Raw genomic sequence first — 18,826 nt, forward strand, 5'->3', positions numbered from 1 at the left:
AGGCGGGATGCATCGTGGGCCGGAAGGAAAGAATTTCGCGCGTGACCGACAACGACCAGACCCTTGCCCGCATTGCCGCCGCGCTTGAGCGTATCGCCCCTGCCCCGACAGATGCACAGGACGTATTGTCCGCCCCCGCCTACGGCTGGGACGGCAAGGCTCTGACCGCGATTCCCGCGATCGATGCCCCTCCTTTGGAGCTTCTGCGCGGCATCGACCGGCAGCGCGATACGGTAGCCGAAAACGTCGCACGCCACGCCGCCGGCGCGGATGCGCACGATATGCTGCTGTGGGGCGCGCGCGGCATGGGCAAGTCCGCCCTTGTCCGCGCCTCTGTAAAGGCCGCTGCAGGCCCCTCAGGGCACATTGCACTGGTCCAGGCGGCAGGAGACGCCCTTGGCACGCTTCCGGCGCTCATGAGCGTCCTGAGAGGTGCTGACCGCCGCTTCCTGCTGTTCATTGACGACATCGGCTTTGGGGCGGGTCAGGAGAATGAGGCTCGTACCCTGCGATCATTACTGGAGGGCGGCGTCACCCCACGCCCCGCCAACGTGCGCATCGCGGTCACCTCGAACCGCCGCGCGATCGTCTCGCGGCACATGGCTGAGCAGGACGATCCGGTGAACCCGCGCGATGCGGTGGACGATACACTGGCGCTGGCAGACCGCTTTGGCCTGTCGATCGGCTTCCATAATTGCACTCAGGACGATTATCTCGCCATCATCGCAGCCTATGCCGATCATTACGGCCTGGCGTGGGAACAGTCGGACGCGCTCGAATGGTCGAAGCGCCGCGGCGCACGGTCGGGCCGCGTGGCCCGCCACTATGTCACCGAACTGGCAGGCCGCGCTGGACGGACGCTCGGCTGATCAGGAGCCGGTGACGCGCCAGATGATGCCGCCGGTATCATCGCTGACCAGCAAGGCGCCGGTCTGATCCCATTCCAGCATCGTCGGGCGCCCGTGCGCCTCGTCGCCGCCGGCATCCATGAAACCGGTCAAAACGGGCTTCGGAAGCTCGTCCAGCGGATTGCCGCGTTCGTCAAAACCGACGAATACCACGTCATAACCCGCCGCCGGCTTGCGATTCCACGAACCGTGGCGCGCCACGAAAGCGCCGCTTGCAAAGCGAGCAGGCAATGCACTGCCTTCCGCAAACTTCAGCCCCAGCGGCGCAACGTGCGCACCAAGCGCATATTCGGGCCAGCGGACATATTCCTGCAGGTATTGCGGCATCGGTGCCTCGACACGCGGGTCATATTCGAAGCGCCAGTAAATCCACGGCCAGCCGTAATTCACGCCGATCGGCACGTTGGTGAGATAGTCGGGCGGACCGTCACCGCCCAACATGTCGCGCTCGTTCACCGTGGTCCAGAGCTCGCCGGACTGCGGGTGAAAAGCGAGACCAGTGGGATTGCGCAGGCCCTCGCCATAAATGCGCGAAGTGCCGCTGGCGATGTTGAACTCATGAATGGCAGCGCGTCCCTCTTCGAGATCCATGCCCTTTTCGCCGATGTTGGAGGCCGAGCCGACGCTGACGTAGATCCGCTCACCATCCGGTGACAGCACGAGGTTGCGCGCCCAGTGATTCTCCCCGCCGGGAAGATCCATCAACTTAGTCGGCGCTGCGTCGATCTTCGTCTGGCCCGGCTCATAAGGGAAGGACACGAGCGAGTCGGTGTTGGCGACGTAAAGCGTACCTTCGGTCCAGACCATACCGAAAGGCGACGTTAGTCCCTCGACAAGCACGCCGGCCTGCTCCGCCACGCCGTCCTTGTCAGCATCGCGTAGCAGCTTGATCCGGTCCGGCGACTTCACCCCGGCCCCGACCTTCTCCATGAAGAAGTTCATCACCTTGCCCTTGAGGCTGTCGGCCGGGCGTTGCTGCGAATTCGTTTCGGCAACCAGCACGTCACCATTGGGGAGGGTCAGCATCGAACGCGGGTGCGTAAGCCCATCGGCAAAGCGCGAGACTTTCAGCCCCTCGGCAGCCACGGGGGTTTCCGCATCCGCCCAGCCACTGGGTTCCAGCAGTTTGAGCGTGGGGAACGTCTCCATCTCCGCTGGCGCGATGACCGGATCGGTGCCCGAAACTTCATCGACCGTCATATCGGCAGGATTGCCGATCCAGAGATAGATGATGATGCCGACGATGATCGCGAGGATCAGGCCGACAAAGACGAACACGTTGCGTTTTGCTGAAGTCATGCGGAGTTAGATAGGGCGCGGCCCGTACGCGGGCAATGGTATTGGCTCGCAGAGGAAGCTATGGGCGGGCCATGTTCGATTTCCTTCCCACGAACCCGTCCGACAAGACCGCAACTTACGCCGAACTGGCAGAAGCGGTGTCAGCGATCACGACTGGCGAAACCGACCGGATCGCCAACATGGCGAACAGTGCCGCGCTGATCGACGCCTTCGTCGCAGACCTGAACTGGTCAGGCTTCTACCGCGTGGTCGAAGGTGAACTCGTGCTCGGGCCCTTCGTGGGGCGCCCTGCGTGCATCCGGATCCCCTTTGGCAAAGGCGTGTGCGGCACTTCGGTTTCCGAAAAGCGGACGATGCTGGTGGAGGACGTTCACGCCTTCCCCGGCCACATCGCCTGCGACGCAGCGAGCCGGTCCGAACTTGTCGTCCCGATCATCAAGGACGGCGAAGTCGTGGCGATAATCGACCTCGACAGTCCTTCGCCCGCGCGCTTCGACGCAGAGGACCAGGCAGGGATCGAAGCGGTTGCCGCGATCCTCGCCGAACGGTTCTAGATTTCGCCGCCTGAAAGCCGCTGACAGACCAGGTCCAGCTGATCGAGCGACTTGTAGCGCACGATCACCACGCCGCTCGTCGGATCGTCATCGGACTTGATCTGCACGGGAAGGCCGAGGAAATCTTCCAGATGCTTCTCGACCGCCGCGATGTCGGCATTGTCCTCACGCGGGGGACGCGCGGCACGGCGGCGCGGAGCCTCAGTCCCGGCAGAGGCCTTGCGAACGCGCTTCTCGACTTCGCGCACTGACAGCGCACCGCCCGCGGCCTCCTTCGCAATCTGTTCGGCCGCTTCGCAATTGATAAGCGCCCGGGCATGGCCCATCGACAGATCGCCCTTCTCCACCATCGTCAGCACGCCTTCGGGCAGGCTGAGCAGGCGCATCAGGTTGGCGACATGGCTGCGCGATTTTTCGACCAATTCGGCAATATCGCCCTGCGACATGCCGTCACGATCCGACAGCCGATGGTAGGCGCGCGCTTCCTCAACCGGATTCAGGTCTTCGCGCTGGATATTCTCGATTAAGGCTAGCGCAGTGACGTCACGATCGTTGAGATCGCGAACAATCGCTGGAATTTCATGCACTTGTGCCTTCTGAGCGGCCCTCCAGCGCCGCTCACCGGCGACAAGCTGATAGGTGCCGCCCTCAGCCGGACGCACGATTACCGGCTGAATCACGCCGCGTGCCGAAATCGACTTGGCGAGGTCCTCCAATGCGCCTTCTTCGAAATGGACGCGCGGGTTTTCGGGATGCGGCTCGATGCTGGAGACGGAAAGCATGGCCAGGCCCTCGCCGACCGGCGCGGGTTTGCTCTTGGCGGCGGCAGGCTTTGCACCAGCTGCTGCGACAGGCTCTTCCCGACGGGTATCGCCCAACAGAGCGCCAAGGCCGCGACCCAGTGCTGCACGGCCCTTCGGCGACGGCTTGGTCTTGGTGTCCTGGCTCATGCGGCTTTCCTCTTTTCGGGCAGACGACCGATCAGTTCACGTGCCAAGTCCATGTAGGCGCGCGATCCGGTGCAGTTGTGGTCATAGACAATGGCAGGCATCCCGTGACTGGGTGCCTCTGACAAGCGCACATTGCGCGGCACGACAGCTTCGAAGACGAGCTTGCCAAGAACGTTGCGAACGTCATCCGAAACCTGGTCGGTCAATCGATTGCGCCGATCATACATGGTCAGCGCGATACCAACGATAGCGAGCTCTGGATTGAAGCGCTGCTGCACCTGTTCAACCGTATTAAGCAGCTGGCTCAATCCCTCAAGCGCGTAGAATTCGCACTGGAGCGGAACCAGCAAGCGATCGGCAGCGGTAAGCGCATTGAGCGTCAGAAGCCCCAGCGACGGGGGGCAATCGACGAAACAGATATCGTGATGTGCTTCCGCCAATCCTGCGCGCAGGCGACCAGTCCGGTCGTGCATTTCGACCAATTCGATCTCGGCACCTGAAAGGTCGACGGTCGCAGGCACCAGATCAAGATCGGGGATCTGGGTCTTCACCAGACATTCGTCGAGAGGAATCCCATCGACGAGGAGGTCATAGCTCGATTTGAGTCGGTCTTCACGCTCGACCCCAAGCCCGGTTGAGGCATTTCCCTGCGGATCAAGATCGACAAGCAAGGTGCGCCAACCAATCGCGGCGAACGCGGTTGCTAGGTTCACGGCGCTGGTAGTCTTGCCAACCCCGCCTTTCTGATTGGCAACCGCTATCGTGATCATGCGAATCCCCGCTTTACTTTGGGCCGAGCAACTTCCCGATAATGATGCCCGATTGCGGATCGGTTACCGACTGTTCCACGTGGAACGTGTGTCGCCACCCCTTCAAGTCTTCCAATTCCTGCTTTGCAGAACGCCCTTTCGGCAAGAGCCATTCGGTAGCCTTTGTGGAAAAGGCGGCGGATAGCCTGAGCAAACGTGGCAAAGGTGCAAAGGCTCGCGCGCTGATCGCTTCGAATTTGGCCTCTGGCAGCTGTGATACATTTGCAGTCACGACATCGACATTGTCGAGTCGCATCTGCTGCGCAGCCCGGTTTAGCCAGTCAGTACGCAGCGGGCGTTGTTCTGCCAAAGTGAACCGACACGAAGGCAAAAGCGCTGCACAAACGAGCCCGGGGAACCCCGCGCCGGTTCCAAGATCAAGCCACGATTGTGTTTCACGTGGAACATATGTGAGTAGCTGGGCACTATCCACGATGTGTCTGGACCAAGCATACGGCACCGTTCCGCGCGCAATCAGGTTCTGACTCTCAGCCTCGGTCAGCAGAGCCTTGAGCAAAGTATCGAGCTTCGCGATACTCTCCTCGCTCGCATCAAGATTGGCAGACAGCCAGTCTCTAGACCAGTTCTCATCCTGCGGGTCGAACACTCAGGCGGCCTCGCTAGAGCGGCGGCGGGCATGGACCAGCAAGGCTGAAAGCGCTGCGGGCGTGATCCCCGCAATCCGTCCTGCGGCGGCAAGACTGTCCGGTTTGGCACTGGAAAGTCTCTCAACCATTTCCTTCGAGAGACCGGGGATCTCCGCGTACGGAAAGTCCGGGGCTAGCCGTAAGGATTCGCTCGCACGAAGGTCGCGCAGCTCCGCCTCTTGCCGCGCCAGATAAGGGGCGTAACGCGCATCCTCGACCATCTCTTCGAGAAGATCGGCATCTGGATCTTCGATATCGATGAGATCTGCGACCTTCTCCGCTACGCTATCGAAACGTAGCCACTCTGTCAGTTCAGCAGCCGGCAGATCCCTGCGCACCTCGACACCTCGCGCAATGAGGTCGCTTCCCGTCATTTTACGTTCAAATATTCGCGAGAGTGTTTCACGTGAAACACCCCGCTTAGTAAACCACTGTTGACGCTCCTCTCCGATACAACCGACATCCATCGCAACAGGTGTCAGGCGCGATGCCGCATTGCTGGCCCGCAAACGAAGTCGGTATTCGGCCCTTGCCGTCAACATGCGGTAAGGCTCGCTGACGCCATGCAACGTCAGATCATCGATCATCACCGCCATGTAGCTATTGGCCCGATCGATCGCGGGCCCCTCTTTCCCGACAACCGCGCAAGCAGCCTCGAGACCGGCAATAAGCCCTTGCGCTGCGGCCTCCTCATAACCGGTTGTTCCGTTGATCTGACCGGCACAATAGAGACCGGGAATAGCCTGAAGTTCCAAGGAGCGATGAAGGCAGCGGGGATCCACGTGGTCATACTCCACAGCATATCCCGGCACCGCCATCTCGACATTTTCCAGCCCTTCTATCGTACGTAGGAAGGCCAACTGGATGTCGGTGGGTAGCGATGTGCTGATTCCGTTCGGGTAGATCAGGTGAGTGTCGACACCCTCGGGCTCGAGGAAGATCTGGTGACTGTCGCGATCGGCGAACCGGTGGATCTTGTCCTCGATTGATGGACAGTATCGCGGTCCACGTGCGTCAATGGCCCCGCTGAAGAGCGGTGATCGGTCCAACCCATTACGGATAATTTCATGGGTTTCAGGTGTCGTCCGCGTAATCGAACAGAAGACCTGAGGATTCACGCGCCCCTTGGTCAGCGGCGACATCGTCCAATGGTCTGCGTCTGACGGCTGCTCCTCAAGTCTGGCCCAGTCAATCGTCCGGCCATCAAGGCGCGGCGGCGTACCGGTCTTGAGCCGTGCCATCGGCAAGGCAGCGTCACGCAGCTGCGAAGCCAGTTTATGAGCACCAGCCTCCCCTATGCGGCCACCTTCGAATACCTCTTCACCGCGGAAGAGTCGGCCACCCAAGAAGGTACCCGTGCAAAGGACAACTGCACGTGAAGCAATCTCGGTGCCATCACCCAGGACAACACCCCTCGCCGTACCCGCCTCAATACGAAGCGCGGCAACTTCGCCTTCAATTTCCTCAAGACCATCCTGAGCCGCGACCATCGCCTGAATCGCACGCCGGAACAGCGTCCGATCCGCCTGGACGCGCGGACCATGGACTGCACTGCCCTTTGACCGGTTGAGCATGCGATAATGGATTGCACCGGCATCAGCCGCACGCCCGATCAGTCCGTCGAAGGCATCGACCTCCCGGACAAGGTGTCCCTTACCCAGACCACCGATTGCCGGATTGCAGGACATTGCTCCGGTCTTGGATCGATCAAATGTCACCAACGCAGTGCGCGCACCGGCACGGGCCGAAGCTGCTGCTGCTTCGCAACCGGCGTGGCCTCCGCCTACAACGATGACATCGAACTCTTGCATAGCCGCCATCTAGAGGCGGCGTGCTATTTGGTCAAAGCAAGATGATGTTCCACGTGGAACATCACTTGCCGATGCAGAAACGACCGAACAAGGTATCCAGCATATCCTCGGTCGCTGCGCGGCCCGTCAATCGATCGAACGCCAGTCGTGCCCGCCGCAAATGTTCGGCGGCGATCAGCATGTCGGTTTCTCTACCAGCCAAATCGATCGCATCACGTGCATCTGCCAAGAGCGTCCGCTGATGCCGCGCAAGCGCCACCTGCCCCGGCTTCGGCATTGCTCCCTTGGCATGGGAGACTAGATCCTCCACCAATTGGCTCACGCCCTCCAGGGTCGTCGAAGATATGCGGTGGCGCGGTGCCGACTTGGTGACATGCTCGGCCCGGTCGATCATCGTCTCGACCTCCCAAGCGCCCTGCGGCCCCTCCCCTTCAGGGCCAAGCCAGAGGACCAGATCTGCTCGTTCGATCTCTCCGCGGGCGCGTTCGATGCCGATCTGCTCGATCTCGTCATCGGTCGCGCTGCGTAGACCAGCCGTGTCAGTAAAAGTGAACGGCACACCGCCCAACCCGACCGAACGGCTCAGGACGTCACGCGTTGTACCCGCAATGGGTGTCGCAATCGCTGCTTCTTCTTCAAGCAAAGCATTGAAAAGACTACTTTTCCCGCTGTTTGGCGGCCCCCCGATGACGACTCGGTAGCCCTCCTTCAAAACTTCGGCCCTTGGCGCTTCAAGCCAGGTAGCCAGACTGCTGGCTAGTGCATCACATGATTGCGCGAATACGGGCGAGAGTTCTGCAACATCGTCCTCGTCGGAAAAGTCGAGATTGCTCTCGATCTCTGCAGCAAGAGAAAGAACGGAATCTCGCCACTCGCTCACCTGCCGAGACAGCACTCCTCCTGCCAGCGCCTGCGCATTGCGCCGTTGCAACTCGGTCTCGGCGGATAGAAGGTCGGCCAGTCCTTCGGCCTCTGACACGTCCATTCTGCCATTTGCAAAGGCGCGACGCGTGAATTCGCCCGGCTCTGCATGGCGAAGCCCAGTTATATTGCTAAGCGCCCTCTCAACGGCAGATATGATCGCGCGGCCGCCATGCAGGTGCAGTTCCGCACAATCCTCGCCCGTGGCGCTGGCCGGGCCCGGCATGAACAGGACCAGCGCCCTATCGAGCAATGCTCCCTCCAACGGATCGCGCAGCGACCGCAGGAAGGCCTTGCGCGCTTCGGGTACCGAGCCTGTCAGTGTTTCCAGTGCCAGCGAGCATCCCGGTCCGCTCAGGCGGATAACGGCGATTGCTGCGGGCGGACTGCCGCTGGAAAGGGCAAAGATCGTATCGCCGCCCATCTGCGACCAAGTCCTTCAATCGCGAAAAGATCAGCTCTTCTTGGTGGGCGTTCCGAAAGCCGCCTTGGTGCCGCTTTCCATGATCTGCTGGAACATGCGCAGGCCCATTTCACCCATTGGCGCGAAGCCCTTGATGAGATCCTGGACCTGATCGAGGCTACCTGCACCCTTCATCGCGGTGACAAGGCTGTCGACATAGACGTCGTTGGCACGCGAAACGTCGGGCAGGCCCATGAAGCGGCGCGCCTCTTCCGGGGTGCAATCGATCTCGACATTCACTTTCATTGCCCGTTTCCCCTTCGTCCGTAAGCGCGCTTTACCACGCCAAGCTGTCATACGACCTTGGCAAAGTCCATTACCGCGCCATATCCCCACAGGGAAACGCAAAATTGTCAGGAGACGACCGATGGCCTTCAATGCACAAATCGAGACGCTGAGCGGCGAGGACAGCTTCGGCGCCTATGTCGCCCGCCCCGAAGGCACTCCGCGGGCCGCGATCATCGTCATCCAGGAAATCTTCGGCGTGAACGAAGGTATCCGCCAGAAGTGCGACAAGCTGGCCGCGGCGGGCTATCTCGCGGTTGCCCCCGACCTGTTCTGGCGGATCGAACCAGGCATCGAGCTCGACCCCGATGTCGAAAGCGACTTCCAGAAAGCGCTCGATTACATGGGCAAGAACAATCCCGACAAGAACGTGCGGGATATCGAGGCAACGATTCACTTCATCCGCCGGCAGGAAGGCGTCGCGAAGGTAGGTTGCGTCGGATACTGCCTTGGCGGCAAGCTTGCCTATATGACTGCCACGCGCACCGATATCGACGCCAGTGTCGGTTACTACGGCGTGATGATCGACCAGATGCTCAATGAAGCGCACGCGATCGCGCATCCACTGATGCTGCATATCCCGACCGCCGATGGTTTTGTTCCGCCTGAAGCTCAGGCCAAGATGCATGAGGGCCTGGACGGCCACGCCAAGGTCACGCTGCACGATTACGAAGGGCTGGACCACGGTTTCGCGACGGAAATGGGCAAGCGCCGCGACGAAGAAGGTGCAGACCTTGCCGATAGCCGCACGGCTGAATTCTTCGCCGCGAACCTCGTCTAGTTCAGCGTCGTAAAGTTTGTCACGACCCGCATCACAGCACTCTTGAGGTCGATCGGCATGTTGCGTGCCAACGTCTCTCGCCGGTGCTGCTTGTCCCCGTTCAACCGGATGTGATGCATCGTCCAGACCGGAAAGTTGCGCTTCTCGATCATGTTGTCTTCCAGCACCGTGATCGCGTGGTGCCGCTTGTCGGTATAAAGCCTGTCGAGCAGCTTATCGATCGCTCTGTCGGGTCCTTCGACAAGCTGCATGAACGTAGTTCCGTTGAATAAGAGAAATCCGGTTACGTCCGCCATGGCATTGTTGAACTGTGATTTGGCGACAATATCCGACACGTCTTTGTCGGATAAGGGGTTCGTCGCCGCACTTACGTAAACGATCTGGCGCACGCTGCTCCTCCATACGAGCAACCTGCCGGTTGGCCAGTGCGCAAGCCTTTCCCGACAGGAGAAGCGACCCTTCCGTCTATCGCGATAATGGAATCGGAATGGTTGCAGATGCAAACAAAAAAGGACGGCAAGCCGTGTGGCTGCCGTCCTTTCGCTGTTTCGGTGGGCGACGCGCTTACTGGTTCATCGTCGCGAAGAAGTCTTCGTTGGTCTTCGAATCCTTCATCTTGTCGAGCAGGAATTCCATCGCATCGACCGTGCCCATCTGCATGAGAATGCGGCGCAGGACCCACATCTTCGACAAGTTGTCCTTGCCGACCAGCAGCTCTTCCTTGCGGGTGCCGGACTTGCCGACATCCAGCGCGGGGAAGATGCGCTTGTCCGCGACCTTGCGGTCGAGCACGATTTCCGAGTTACCGGTGCCCTTGAATTCTTCGAAGATAACTTCGTCCATGCGGCTGCCGGTATCGATCAGCGCGGTCGCAATGATGGAGAGCGAGCCGCCCTCCTCGATATTGCGGGCCGCACCGAAGAAGCGCTTGGGGCGCTGCAGCGCATTCGCGTCGACACCGCCGGTCAGCACCTTGCCCGAGGACGGAACCACGGTGTTGTAGGCGCGGCCGAGACGGGTGATCGAGTCGAGCAGGATAACGACATCCTTCTTGTGCTCGACCAGGCGCTTTGCCTTTTCGATAACCATTTCAGCAACTTGCACGTGGCGCTGTGCGGGTTCGTCGAAAGTCGAGGAAATGACCTCGCCCTTCACGCTGCGCTGCATGTCGGTGACTTCTTCCGGACGCTCGTCGACGAGCAGGACCAGCAGGAACACCTCCGGGTGATTGTCGGTGATCGCCTTGGCAATGTTCTGCAGCAGGACGGTCTTACCCGTGCGCGGCGGTGCGACGATCAGGGCGCGCTGGCCCTTGCCCTGCGGCGAAATGATATCGATCACACGGGCCGACTTGTCCTTCACCGTCGGATCGACAGCATCGAGGACCAGCTTCTCTTCCGGATAAAGCGGTGTCAGGTTGTCGAAGTTGACGCGGTGGCGCACGACATCCGGATCGTCGAAATTGACCTTCAGCAGCTTCGTAAGGGCAAAATAGCGCTCTCCATCACGCGGAGCGCGGATCTCGCCTTCGACCGTATCACCGGTACGCAGCTGGAACTTGCGGACCTGGTTGGGCGAGACATAGATATCGTCGGGCCCTGCAAGGTAGTTCGCCTCGGGGCTGCGCAGGAAGCCGAAACCGTCAGGCAGAACCTCGATCGTGCCGATGCCGAGAATTTCCTCGTCTTCGGCGACTTCCTTGAGGATGCCGAACATCAGGTCCTGGCGGCGCATGGTCGACGCGCCTTCCACGCCCAGCTCTTCGGCCATCTCGACCAGCTCGGCGGGGGTTTTCTGTTTGAGTTCCTTGAGATGCATTTTTTTGAAATTCCGTCGTGGAGTCTGGTGGATCCTGTCGGGCCTTGAACCGATCGTTCGGCAGGCTGGCAGGGCCGTGGTCTATGGGCTTGGTGAAAGCGGACCTGTTCGCCCCTTTGCGGGATCGAACGGCGGCAGGAAGCCGCTGACTCTCTAAATAGGTTTTACGCGGTGAATCGTCAATCTGCCCTGACGGTCCCGTGCGACCGGCTGCGCCCTACGAAAGGTAGAACTTGCCCACGATCACCGTCGTCACAATCAGGATTGCGGCCATGCCCGGTACTTCGTTGAGAAGACGCAGTTTCTTGCCCGAAAGCGGCCGTTCGCCGCGTGCCAGCTTCTTCGCATAGGCCATCATCCAGCCGTGATAACCCGACAGGCCCAGCACGAAGAGCAGCTTGAGATGGAACCACCCCTGGCTCCACGCATCGATCGTGAAGGCCAGCGCGAGCCCGAAAACCCAGACGAGAATCATCGAGGGATTGAGGATAATCTTGCGAAGCCGTCCCTCACGCTCGACCCAGCGGGCGGCCTCTTCCGAACCTTCGGGAGCTTCCTGGTGGTACACGAAGAACCGCGGCATCATGAACAGTCCCGCCATCCAGAAGATCACGAAGACCAGGTGGCCGACCTTGAGCCAGGGATAGAGCAAGGAAAGATACTCCTGCATGGGACATGAGATAGGACGGGCAACGCGCGGCGCAAACCCCCTCGCCCGTCCGAAACGGGAAAAACGTTAGCGGGACCAGTCCCTGACCGTGGCCAGCAGTTCTTCGACATGGGCGATCGGGGTTTCCTTGCCGATGCCATGGCCAAGATTGAAAACGTGCGGCCTGTCGGCAAAGCAATCGAGAATGTACTTTGCCCGATCTGTCATGCGTTTACCGCCCGAAAGCAGGATCAGCGGATCGAGATTGCCCTGAACCGGCATGTTTGCGGGCAATTCGCGCGCGGCCCAGATGGGATCGACCGTTTCATCCACACCAACCGCATCGACGCCGGTTTCGCGGGCATAGGCGGCGAGCTTTTCGCCAGCACCCTTGGGGAATCCGATCACCGGAACGTCGGGGCACTGCTGCTTGAATCGCGCCGTGATCGAAGCATTGGGCGCAATGACCCAACGTTCGAATTCGTCAGGCGCAAGGCTGCCCGACCAGGAATCGAACAACTGCACCGCCTCGGCCCCTGCCCTTGCCTGTCCAACGAGGTATTCGACCGTGACGTCGGCAATCGCGTCGATGATCGCCTTGAACGCCGCCGGATCGCCATAGGCCATTTCGCGTGCGGCATGCTGGTCACGGCTACCCTCGCCGTTCACCATGTAGGTCGCGACCGTCCACGGAGAGCCTGCAAAACCCAGCATCGTTTTCGTGTCGTCCAGCCGTTCGACGCAAAGCTCGACCGTCCGATAGATCGGGGACAACCGTTCCGGCACCATTTCCAGCGAGGCGAGCGCGGCATCTGCCAGCCGCGGCGACAAATGCGGACCTTCGCCGGCAAGGAACTGCAGGTCCTGTCCCATCGCATAAGGGACGATCAGGATATCTGAGAACAGGATCGCGCCGTCGAAACCGAACCTGTCGATCGGTTGCAGTGTGACTTCGGCCGCCGCCTCACAGTCATAGACGAGCGCAAGGAACCCGCCCTTTTCCGCACGAAGCGCGCGATATTCGGGTAGATAGCGACCCGCCTGGCGCATGAGCCATAGCGGGCGGCGGGAACCGTTCGTTCCCTTCAACGTGTCGAGCAAAAGACCGGGCATGCCCCTTAGAAACTCCAAATAATTTAATTTTAAAAGGTTTGATGGAATCTGTTGGCCCTGTGGAAATCGGGGATTGCGGGGCCCTGCCCGAATTATCCGGCAAAGGCCATGCCCATTTCGGCCACCCGAATCCCGCTTGGTCCGTGGTCAAACGAAACTTGTTCGCCTTACCCACAGGCTGTGGGTGATCGCTGTCCCTGTCCAGAAATACCCAGAACGGAATCGAGGACAGTGGGTGCAGTTTCGGCCCTTTCGCTTGTCCGCAGTTCTCTCCCGTGGTTTATCCGGGCACCTGTCCACAGGCATCCGGGGCCGCATGACCAAGCTTCACCTCCATCTCCTGTCCGATTCGACCGGAGAGACTCTCGAAATGATTGCCAAGGCGGCACTGTCGCAGTTCGACGCGGTCGAGGTCGAGCGGCATTTCTGGCCGATGGTGCGTTCGCAGCAGCATCTTGACCGGATCATGCAGGAAATCATCAATTTTCCCGGCCTTGTCGTCTTCACACTGGTGAATCCGGATATTCGTCGCAGTCTCGAGACGTCGTGCGCAGAAGCGAACATGCCGACCGTCTCGGCGCTTGATGCCGTGACGGAAAGCCTTTCGCGGGTGCTGGGACAGGAGCAGCTCCACCGTCCCGGTCGCCAGCACCAGATGGACGAGGCCTATTTCAAGCGCGTGGAAGCGATCCAGTTCACTATCGCTCATGACGATGGACTGATGTGGGAAGAGTGGGAAGAAGCCGACATCGTGCTTGCCGGCGTGTCCCGCACATCGAAAACGCCGACATCGATCTATCTCGCCAACCGCGGTTATCGCGTTGCCAATATCCCGATCGTGAAGGAATCCCCGCCTCCGCCGAACCTGTTCCGGTTGAAGCGCCCCATGGTCGTGGGATTGACCACATCGCCCGATCGCCTGGTCCAGGTTCGTCGCAACCGCTTGCTGTCGCTGAACCAAGCGCCGGAAACCGCCTATGTCGACAAGGAGCAGGTCGAGGACGAGGTCCGCTTCGCCCGCCGCATGGCGGCCGACAACAACTGGCCGGTGATCGACGTGACCCGCCGCTCGATCGAGGAAACTGCTGCGGCTGTCATCAATCTCTATAACGAGCGCCGCACCCAGATGTCGCCGCGCAATGCCGGGACTAATCCCGTATGATCGTGCTGGCCTCCAAAAGTGCATCGCGGCAGGCGATGTTGACGTCTGCCGGCGTGGAGTTCGAGGCGGTCCCCGCCGATCTCGACGAACGTGCACTGGAGGCGGAACTCGTTGGCGCGTCACCAGCACAAGTGGCTATTGCGCTTTCAGAGGCGAAGGCGCTGGCCGTCTCGGCAAAACAGCCGGGCCGGCTCGTGCTGGGAAGCGATTCATTGGTCGAAGTCGAAGGTCGCCGCTTCGACAAGCCCGCCAGCCGCGAAGATGCGGCGGAACATTTGCGCCACTTTTCGGGGCGGACGATGAAATTGCACAGCGCAGCGGCGCTGTCTCGCGATGGTGACGTGGTATTTCGCCACGGCGCGCTGGCCCGCTTGCAGGTCCGCCATTTATCAGAGACGTTCATCACACAATATCTCGACACCGAATGGCCCGAGGTCAGCTATTGTGTCGGCGTCTTTCGAATTGAAGCATTGGGTCCGCAGCTGTTCGAGCGTATTACCGGTGACCAGTTCACCGTTCTCGGAATGCCGCTGCTCGAAGTGCTCGGCGCGCTACGGTTCGAAGGCGAGTTGCCGACATGAGCCAGCCCTTTGCCGAAGTGATCGGCGACCCGATCGCACAGTCGAAATCGCCGACAATTCACCGGTTCTGGCTGGAAAAAGCCGGAATCGACGCCGATTACCGTCACTGCCACGTCACGGCGGAAGGTCTGGCCGACTACATCGCGCAGCGCCGCGCAGATCTCGACTGGCGCGGGTGTAATGTCACGATGCCGCACAAGCAGGCGATTATCCCGCTGCTTGACCGGATCGACCCTCTTGCAGTGCGGATCGGGGCTGTGAACACTGTCGTGCCCGAGGATGGCGAACTTGTCGGCTACAACACCGATGCCGCCGGTTTCCTCGAACCCTTGCAGCAAGATCTGGCAGGCCAGCACCTTTTCCGCATGGCGCGGATCATCGGAACGGGTGGTGCGGCGCGTGCGATCATCGCGGCGCTGGCTGACACGGGGCATGTCCTCGTCGTCGCGGGCCGCAATGTCGACAAGGCCCGTGCGCTTCTCGACGAACTCGACCCTGAGGGCGAACACCACGTCGCCCCCCTCGCCCATTTCGGGTCCGAGACCGATTTCACTTTCGACGATCGCGAGGGTTGCTTCGACGTTGTCGTGAACGCCAGCGCGCTGGGCATGGTTGGGCAGCCGCCATTATCCTTTGATTTCAGCCATGTTCCGCCGGGTAGCGTCTGTTACGACATCGTCACCGCGCCGTTGGAGACGCCTTTCCTGAAAGAGGCGAAAGTGCACGGGTTCCGCACGGTCGACGGGCTTTCGATGCTAATCGGACAGGCCGCCGCGGCGTTCGAGAAGTTCTTTGCCGCCCCTGCCCCGCGTGATGACGACGCGTCTTTGCGCGCCAAACTGACGGCATGAGCCGCGTCTATCCCGATCGCGATGGGCCCAGGCCTTTCATTCTCGGTCTCACCGGCTCGATCGGCATGGGCAAGTCGACCGTTGCGGGAATGCTCCGCGAACTGGGCGTGCCGGTCTTCGACGCAGACGCCGAAGTACACCGGTTGCAGGGCCCGGGCGGTGCGCTTTTGCCTGCGATCGAAGCCGAATTTCCCGGTTCGACTGGTTCTGAAGGCGTCAAACGCGCGGAACTGGGGGCAATCGTCTTTGGCGATAGCGAAGCCCTCGCCCGACTTGAGGCTATCGTCCATCCTGCCGTCGCGGCAGAGCGGTTCGACTTCATGGACGAGCACTGGCACGCGCCCGTCGTCTGTTTCGACATTCCGTTGCTTTACGAAAGGACGGGTTCTGCAGGACTCGACGCGGTCGCGGTCGTCTCCGCTCCGGCAGAGGAGCAGCGCCGCCGCGTTCTTGCGCGACCGGGCATGACCGAGAACAAGTTCGAGGACATTCTCGCTCGCCAGATGCCCGATGCGGAAAAGCGCCGCCGGGCCGACTTCGTGATTGATACCGGCACGACGCTGGATGAAACACGCGAACAAGTGCGCGTAATGGTCGAGACCTTGCGCCAGCGCCACGGGTCCTAGAGCAAAGGCCACATAGAGAAAGGGCGGCCCGATGGACCGCCCTTCCCGCTTATCGATCGAGTTAGGTCTTATTCAGCCTTGTCGTCGCCGCCCTGCGGTGCCTCGTCCGAGGAATTCGCCTTGCTGTCAGGCGTCTTGGGAGTTTCGACCTTTTTGGTCTTGCGCTTGCGACGCTTGACGACCTTCGGCGGTGCCGGGGTCAGTTCGAAGGCCAGGACCGGCTTGCCGTCCTCGTCGTCCTTGGTGGAGACGTGGACTTCGCCGCCTTGCGCCAGCTTGCCGAACAGCAGTTCTTCCGCCAGCGGCTGCTTGACCTTCTCCTGAATGAGGCGGCCCATCGGGCGCGCGCCATAGAGCTTGTCGTAACCGCGATCGGCCAGCCAGCTGCGGGCATCGCTGTCGAACTGGATGTGGACGTTCTGGTCGGCCAGCTGCAGTTCGAGCTGCAGGATGAACTTGTCGACCACGCGCGCCACGACCGTCTTGCCGAGGTAGGCGAAAGGCACGATCGCATCGAGACGGTTGCGGAATTCGGGAGTGAAGAGCTTCTTCACTGCCTCGTCACCCGCGTCAGCCTTCGACACGTCGCCGAACCCGATACCGCTGCGCTGCATGTCCGCCGCGCCCGCGTTCGTCGTCATGATGAGGACGACATTGCGGAAATCGACGGTCTTGCCGTGGTGGTCGGTCAGTCGGCCGTTATCCATCACCTGAAGCAGGATGTTGAACAGGTCGGGGTGCGCTTTCTCGATTTCGTCGAGCAGCAGGACGCAGTGCGGCTGCTGGTCGATGGCATCGGTAAGCAGACCACCCTGGTCGAACCCGACATAGCCCGGAGGGGCACCGATCAGGCGCGAGACCGAGTGGCGTTCCATGTATTCCGACATGTCGAAACGCTGCAGCGGGATGCCCATGATGTCGGACAGCTGGCGCGCAACCTCGGTCTTGCCGACGCCGGTGGGGCCGGAGAAGAGGAACGAGCCGATCGGCTTGTCCGCATCGCGAAGTCCGGCACGCGACAGCTTCATCGCGGTCGAAAGGACCTCGATGGCCTTGTCCTGCCCGTAGACGACCTGCTTCAGATCGCGTTCGAGGTGTTCCAGCGCCTTCTTGTCGTCCTTCGACACCGACTTGGGAGGGATGCGGGCCATCGTGGAGATGACCTTTTCGATCTCGCGCGCGGTGATGGTCTTGCGACGCTTGCTGGGCGGAACCAGCATCTGCATCGCGCCGACCTCGTCGATGACGTCGATCGCCTTGTCGGGCAGCTTGCGGTCGTTGATGTAACGGGCCGAAAGCTCCACCGCCGTCTTGATCGCGTCGGGCGTGTACTTGACCTGGTGGTGATCTTCGAACGCGGAACGCAGGCCCTTGAGGATCTTGATCGTATCCTCGACCGTGGGTTCGTTCACGTCGATCTTCTGGAACCGGCGCAGCAGGGCGCGGTCCTTTTCGAAGTGGTTGCGGAATTCCTTGTAGGTCGTCGACCCGACGCAGCGGATCGCACCGCTGGAAAGCGCGGGCTTCAACAGGTTCGAGGCATCCATCGCACCGCCGCTGGTCGCGCCGGCACCGATCACGGTGTGGATTTCATCGATGAACAGGATCGCCTCGGGCATCTTTTCGAGCTCGTTGACGACCTGCTTCAGGCGTTCCTCGAAATCGCCGCGATAGCGAGTGCCTGCAAGCAGCGCGCCCATGTCGAGCGAGTAGATGATCGCGTCCTGCAGGACTTCGGGCACGTCGCCTTCGACGATCTTGCGGGCAAGACCTTCGGCTATCGCCGTCTTGCCGACGCCGGGATCACCGACATAGAGCGGGTTGTTCTTCGAACGGCGGCACAGGATCTGGATCGTGCGGTCCACTTCGGGGCCGCGACCGATCAGCGGGTCGACCTTGCCGGCCAGCGCCTTCTCGTTGAGATTGACCGTGAACTGGTCGAGCGCGGAGTCCTTCTTGCCCTTCGCGTTCTCGGTCTTTTCTTCCTGCTTGGCTTCTTCCTCACTCGCACCCTTGGCCGGACGCTGTTCAACCGAACGGCCCGACTTGCCGATGCCGTGGCTGATGTAGCTGACAGCATCAAGGCGGCTCATGTCCTGCTGCTGCAGGAAGTAGACCGCGTAGCTGTCGCGCTCGGAGAAGAGGGCGACGAGCACGTTGGCACCGGTCACCGTGTCCTTGCCCGAGGACTGGACGTGGAGGATCGCCCGCTGGATCACGCGCTGGAACCCTGCCGTGGGCGACGGGTCCGCCTTTTCCGCGGTCTTCAGCGACTGGTATTCCTGGTCGAGATACTGTTTGACCACGTTCGTCAGTTCGGGGAGATCTACCCCGCACGCTTCCATGACTTGCGCCGCATCCGGATCATCCACGAGAGCGAGCAGGAGATGCTCCAGCGTCGCGTATTCGTGGCTGCGTTCCGCCGCATTGGCGAGCGCCGTGTGGAGAGTCTTTTCAAGGCTCTGGGCAAAAGATGGCATGTGTCAGGCCCTTTCTGTGCCTAGGAAGCGAGTCCGTTCCTTGTTGTAACCCATAAGGGCTGAACGAACGGCAAACGACTTGGTTGCTGCAGTGCAGCACAATTGCTGCACCTGCGTA

The 18,826-nt window shown here is 60.9% G+C and carries 19 protein-coding genes; 7 read left to right on the forward strand and 12 right to left on the reverse strand.

The genetic code is table 11. The annotated features are described in order from the left end of the window. Positions 1-41 precede the first annotated feature (41 nt). Complete coding sequence (locus KIH45_RS08730) at positions 42-869, forward strand: ATP-binding protein (RefSeq protein WP_337925436.1); 828 nt, start codon at positions 42-44, stop codon at positions 867-869. Here KIH45_RS08730 and KIH45_RS08735 read toward each other — a convergent pair whose 3' ends face one another. Beyond that, positions 870-2,207 carry a PQQ-dependent sugar dehydrogenase gene (locus tag KIH45_RS08735; protein ID WP_213175616.1) on the reverse strand — a complete coding sequence of 446 codons (1,338 nt, stop codon included), beginning with the start codon at positions 2,205-2,207 and terminating at the stop codon, positions 870-872. It abuts the gene before it with no gap. Between the two features lie 71 nt (positions 2,208-2,278). Here KIH45_RS08735 and KIH45_RS08740 point away from each other — a divergent pair, with 71 nt between their 5' ends. Then, positions 2,279-2,761 (forward strand): GAF domain-containing protein, encoded by a 483-nt coding sequence (locus KIH45_RS08740; RefSeq protein ID WP_213175617.1) that lies wholly within the window; start codon positions 2,279-2,281, stop codon positions 2,759-2,761. On the opposite strand, the gene KIH45_RS08745 is transcribed toward KIH45_RS08740, so the two are convergent. The 6 genes from KIH45_RS08745 to KIH45_RS08770 all read right to left on the reverse strand — a co-directional run bounded on the left by KIH45_RS08745 (position 2,758) and on the right by KIH45_RS08770 (position 8,608). Then, complete coding sequence (locus KIH45_RS08745) at positions 2,758-3,711, reverse strand: ParB/RepB/Spo0J family partition protein (RefSeq protein WP_213175618.1); 954 nt, start codon at positions 3,709-3,711, stop codon at positions 2,758-2,760. The genes KIH45_RS08740 and KIH45_RS08745 overlap by 4 nt on opposite strands. Further along, positions 3,708-4,481 carry a ParA family protein gene (locus tag KIH45_RS08750; RefSeq protein WP_213175619.1) on the reverse strand — a complete coding sequence of 258 codons (774 nt, stop codon included), beginning with the start codon at positions 4,479-4,481 and terminating at the stop codon, positions 3,708-3,710. Before KIH45_RS08750 ends, KIH45_RS08745 begins: the two co-directional genes overlap by 4 nt. A gap of 13 nt (positions 4,482-4,494) precedes the next feature. Then, the gene (gene rsmG / locus KIH45_RS08755; protein ID WP_213175620.1) at positions 4,495-5,127 is read right to left on the reverse strand and encodes a 16S rRNA (guanine(527)-N(7))-methyltransferase RsmG; all 633 of its coding nucleotides are present in this window, start codon (positions 5,125-5,127) and stop codon (positions 4,495-4,497) included. Next, on the reverse strand, positions 5,128-6,978 hold the full coding sequence (mnmG, locus tag KIH45_RS08760; protein ID WP_213175621.1) for a tRNA uridine-5-carboxymethylaminomethyl(34) synthesis enzyme MnmG: 1,851 nt from the start codon (positions 6,976-6,978) through the stop codon (positions 5,128-5,130). A gap of 61 nt (positions 6,979-7,039) precedes the next feature. Further along, a complete protein-coding gene (mnmE, locus tag KIH45_RS08765) occupies positions 7,040-8,323 on the reverse strand; it encodes a tRNA uridine-5-carboxymethylaminomethyl(34) synthesis GTPase MnmE (RefSeq protein ID WP_213175622.1) in 1,284 nt (427 codons plus the stop codon). A 30-nt stretch (positions 8,324-8,353) separates the two neighbouring features. Next, positions 8,354-8,608, reverse strand: a complete 255-nt coding sequence (locus KIH45_RS08770; RefSeq protein WP_213175623.1) for a DUF6489 family protein — start codon at positions 8,606-8,608, stop codon at positions 8,354-8,356. A 121-nt stretch (positions 8,609-8,729) separates the two neighbouring features. Here KIH45_RS08770 and KIH45_RS08775 point away from each other — a divergent pair, with 121 nt between their 5' ends. Further along, complete coding sequence (locus KIH45_RS08775; protein WP_213175624.1) at positions 8,730-9,428, forward strand: dienelactone hydrolase family protein; 699 nt, start codon at positions 8,730-8,732, stop codon at positions 9,426-9,428. On the opposite strand, the gene KIH45_RS08780 is transcribed toward KIH45_RS08775, so the two are convergent. The 4 genes from KIH45_RS08780 to hemE form a co-directional block, all read right to left on the reverse strand. Continuing rightward, positions 9,425-9,817, reverse strand: a complete 393-nt coding sequence (locus KIH45_RS08780; RefSeq protein ID WP_213175625.1) for a BLUF domain-containing protein — start codon at positions 9,815-9,817, stop codon at positions 9,425-9,427. The genes KIH45_RS08775 and KIH45_RS08780 overlap by 4 nt on opposite strands. Positions 9,818-9,992: 175 nt before the next feature. Further along, on the reverse strand, positions 9,993-11,246 hold the full coding sequence (gene rho / locus KIH45_RS08785; protein WP_213175626.1) for a transcription termination factor Rho: 1,254 nt from the start codon (positions 11,244-11,246) through the stop codon (positions 9,993-9,995). 217 nt (positions 11,247-11,463) lie between these two features. Beyond that, on the reverse strand, positions 11,464-11,916 hold the full coding sequence (locus KIH45_RS08790; protein WP_213175627.1) for a CopD family protein: 453 nt from the start codon (positions 11,914-11,916) through the stop codon (positions 11,464-11,466). 66 nt (positions 11,917-11,982) lie between these two features. Next, on the reverse strand, positions 11,983-13,008 hold the full coding sequence (gene hemE / locus KIH45_RS08795; RefSeq protein ID WP_213175628.1) for a uroporphyrinogen decarboxylase: 1,026 nt from the start codon (positions 13,006-13,008) through the stop codon (positions 11,983-11,985). A 316-nt stretch (positions 13,009-13,324) separates the two neighbouring features. Here hemE and KIH45_RS08800 point away from each other — a divergent pair, with 316 nt between their 5' ends. From KIH45_RS08800 to coaE, 4 genes are read left to right on the forward strand one after another with little or no spacing between them, the layout of a single operon-like run. Further along, complete coding sequence (locus KIH45_RS08800) at positions 13,325-14,170, forward strand: pyruvate, water dikinase regulatory protein (protein ID WP_213175629.1); 846 nt, start codon at positions 13,325-13,327, stop codon at positions 14,168-14,170. Beyond that, positions 14,167-14,751 (forward strand): Maf family protein, encoded by a 585-nt coding sequence (locus KIH45_RS08805; protein ID WP_213175630.1) that lies wholly within the window; start codon positions 14,167-14,169, stop codon positions 14,749-14,751. The genes KIH45_RS08800 and KIH45_RS08805 overlap by 4 nt, the downstream gene beginning before the upstream one ends. Then, positions 14,748-15,602, forward strand: a complete 855-nt coding sequence (gene aroE, locus KIH45_RS08810; protein ID WP_213175631.1) for a shikimate dehydrogenase — start codon at positions 14,748-14,750, stop codon at positions 15,600-15,602. The genes KIH45_RS08805 and aroE overlap by 4 nt, the downstream gene beginning before the upstream one ends. Further along, positions 15,599-16,228 (forward strand): dephospho-CoA kinase, encoded by a 630-nt coding sequence (gene coaE, locus KIH45_RS08815; RefSeq protein WP_213175632.1) that lies wholly within the window; start codon positions 15,599-15,601, stop codon positions 16,226-16,228. The genes aroE and coaE overlap by 4 nt, the downstream gene beginning before the upstream one ends. 68 nt (positions 16,229-16,296) lie before the next feature. On the opposite strand, the gene clpA is transcribed toward coaE, so the two are convergent. Then, entirely contained in the window at positions 16,297-18,708 is a 2,412-nt protein-coding gene (gene clpA / locus KIH45_RS08820; RefSeq protein ID WP_213175633.1) for an ATP-dependent Clp protease ATP-binding subunit ClpA, read from the reverse strand. Positions 18,709-18,826 lie beyond the last annotated feature (118 nt).

It is taken from the genome of Croceicoccus gelatinilyticus (assembly GCF_018398395.1).
In the GTDB taxonomy this organism is placed as follows: Bacteria; Pseudomonadota; Alphaproteobacteria; order Sphingomonadales; family Sphingomonadaceae; genus Croceicoccus; species Croceicoccus gelatinilyticus.

Coding starts and splice junctions, on each gene's coding strand:
- KIH45_RS08800 (WP_213175629.1), top strand. CDS start 13,325: ATGACCAAGCTTCACCTCCATCTCCTGTCCGATTCGACCGGAGAGACT.
- KIH45_RS08745 (WP_213175618.1), bottom strand. CDS start 3,711: ATGAGCCAGGACACCAAGACCAAGCCGTCGCCGAAGGGCCGTGCAGCA.
- KIH45_RS08740 (WP_213175617.1), top strand. CDS start 2,279: ATGTTCGATTTCCTTCCCACGAACCCGTCCGACAAGACCGCAACTTAC.
- KIH45_RS08775 (WP_213175624.1), top strand. CDS start 8,730: ATGGCCTTCAATGCACAAATCGAGACGCTGAGCGGCGAGGACAGCTTC.
- clpA (WP_213175633.1), bottom strand. CDS start 18,708: ATGCCATCTTTTGCCCAGAGCCTTGAAAAGACTCTCCACACGGCGCTC.
- KIH45_RS08790 (WP_213175627.1), bottom strand. CDS start 11,916: ATGCAGGAGTATCTTTCCTTGCTCTATCCCTGGCTCAAGGTCGGCCAC.
- rho (WP_213175626.1), bottom strand. CDS start 11,246: ATGCATCTCAAGGAACTCAAACAGAAAACCCCCGCCGAGCTGGTCGAG.
- KIH45_RS08750 (WP_213175619.1), bottom strand. CDS start 4,481: ATGATCACGATAGCGGTTGCCAATCAGAAAGGCGGGGTTGGCAAGACT.
- mnmE (WP_213175622.1), bottom strand. CDS start 8,323: ATGGGCGGCGATACGATCTTTGCCCTTTCCAGCGGCAGTCCGCCCGCA.
- mnmG (WP_213175621.1), bottom strand. CDS start 6,978: ATGCAAGAGTTCGATGTCATCGTTGTAGGCGGAGGCCACGCCGGTTGC.
- coaE (WP_213175632.1), top strand. CDS start 15,599: ATGAGCCGCGTCTATCCCGATCGCGATGGGCCCAGGCCTTTCATTCTC.
- aroE (WP_213175631.1), top strand. CDS start 14,748: ATGAGCCAGCCCTTTGCCGAAGTGATCGGCGACCCGATCGCACAGTCG.
- KIH45_RS08770 (WP_213175623.1), bottom strand. CDS start 8,608: ATGAAAGTGAATGTCGAGATCGATTGCACCCCGGAAGAGGCGCGCCGC.
- hemE (WP_213175628.1), bottom strand. CDS start 13,008: ATGCCCGGTCTTTTGCTCGACACGTTGAAGGGAACGAACGGTTCCCGC.
- KIH45_RS08805 (WP_213175630.1), top strand. CDS start 14,167: ATGATCGTGCTGGCCTCCAAAAGTGCATCGCGGCAGGCGATGTTGACG.
- KIH45_RS08735 (WP_213175616.1), bottom strand. CDS start 2,207: ATGACTTCAGCAAAACGCAACGTGTTCGTCTTTGTCGGCCTGATCCTC.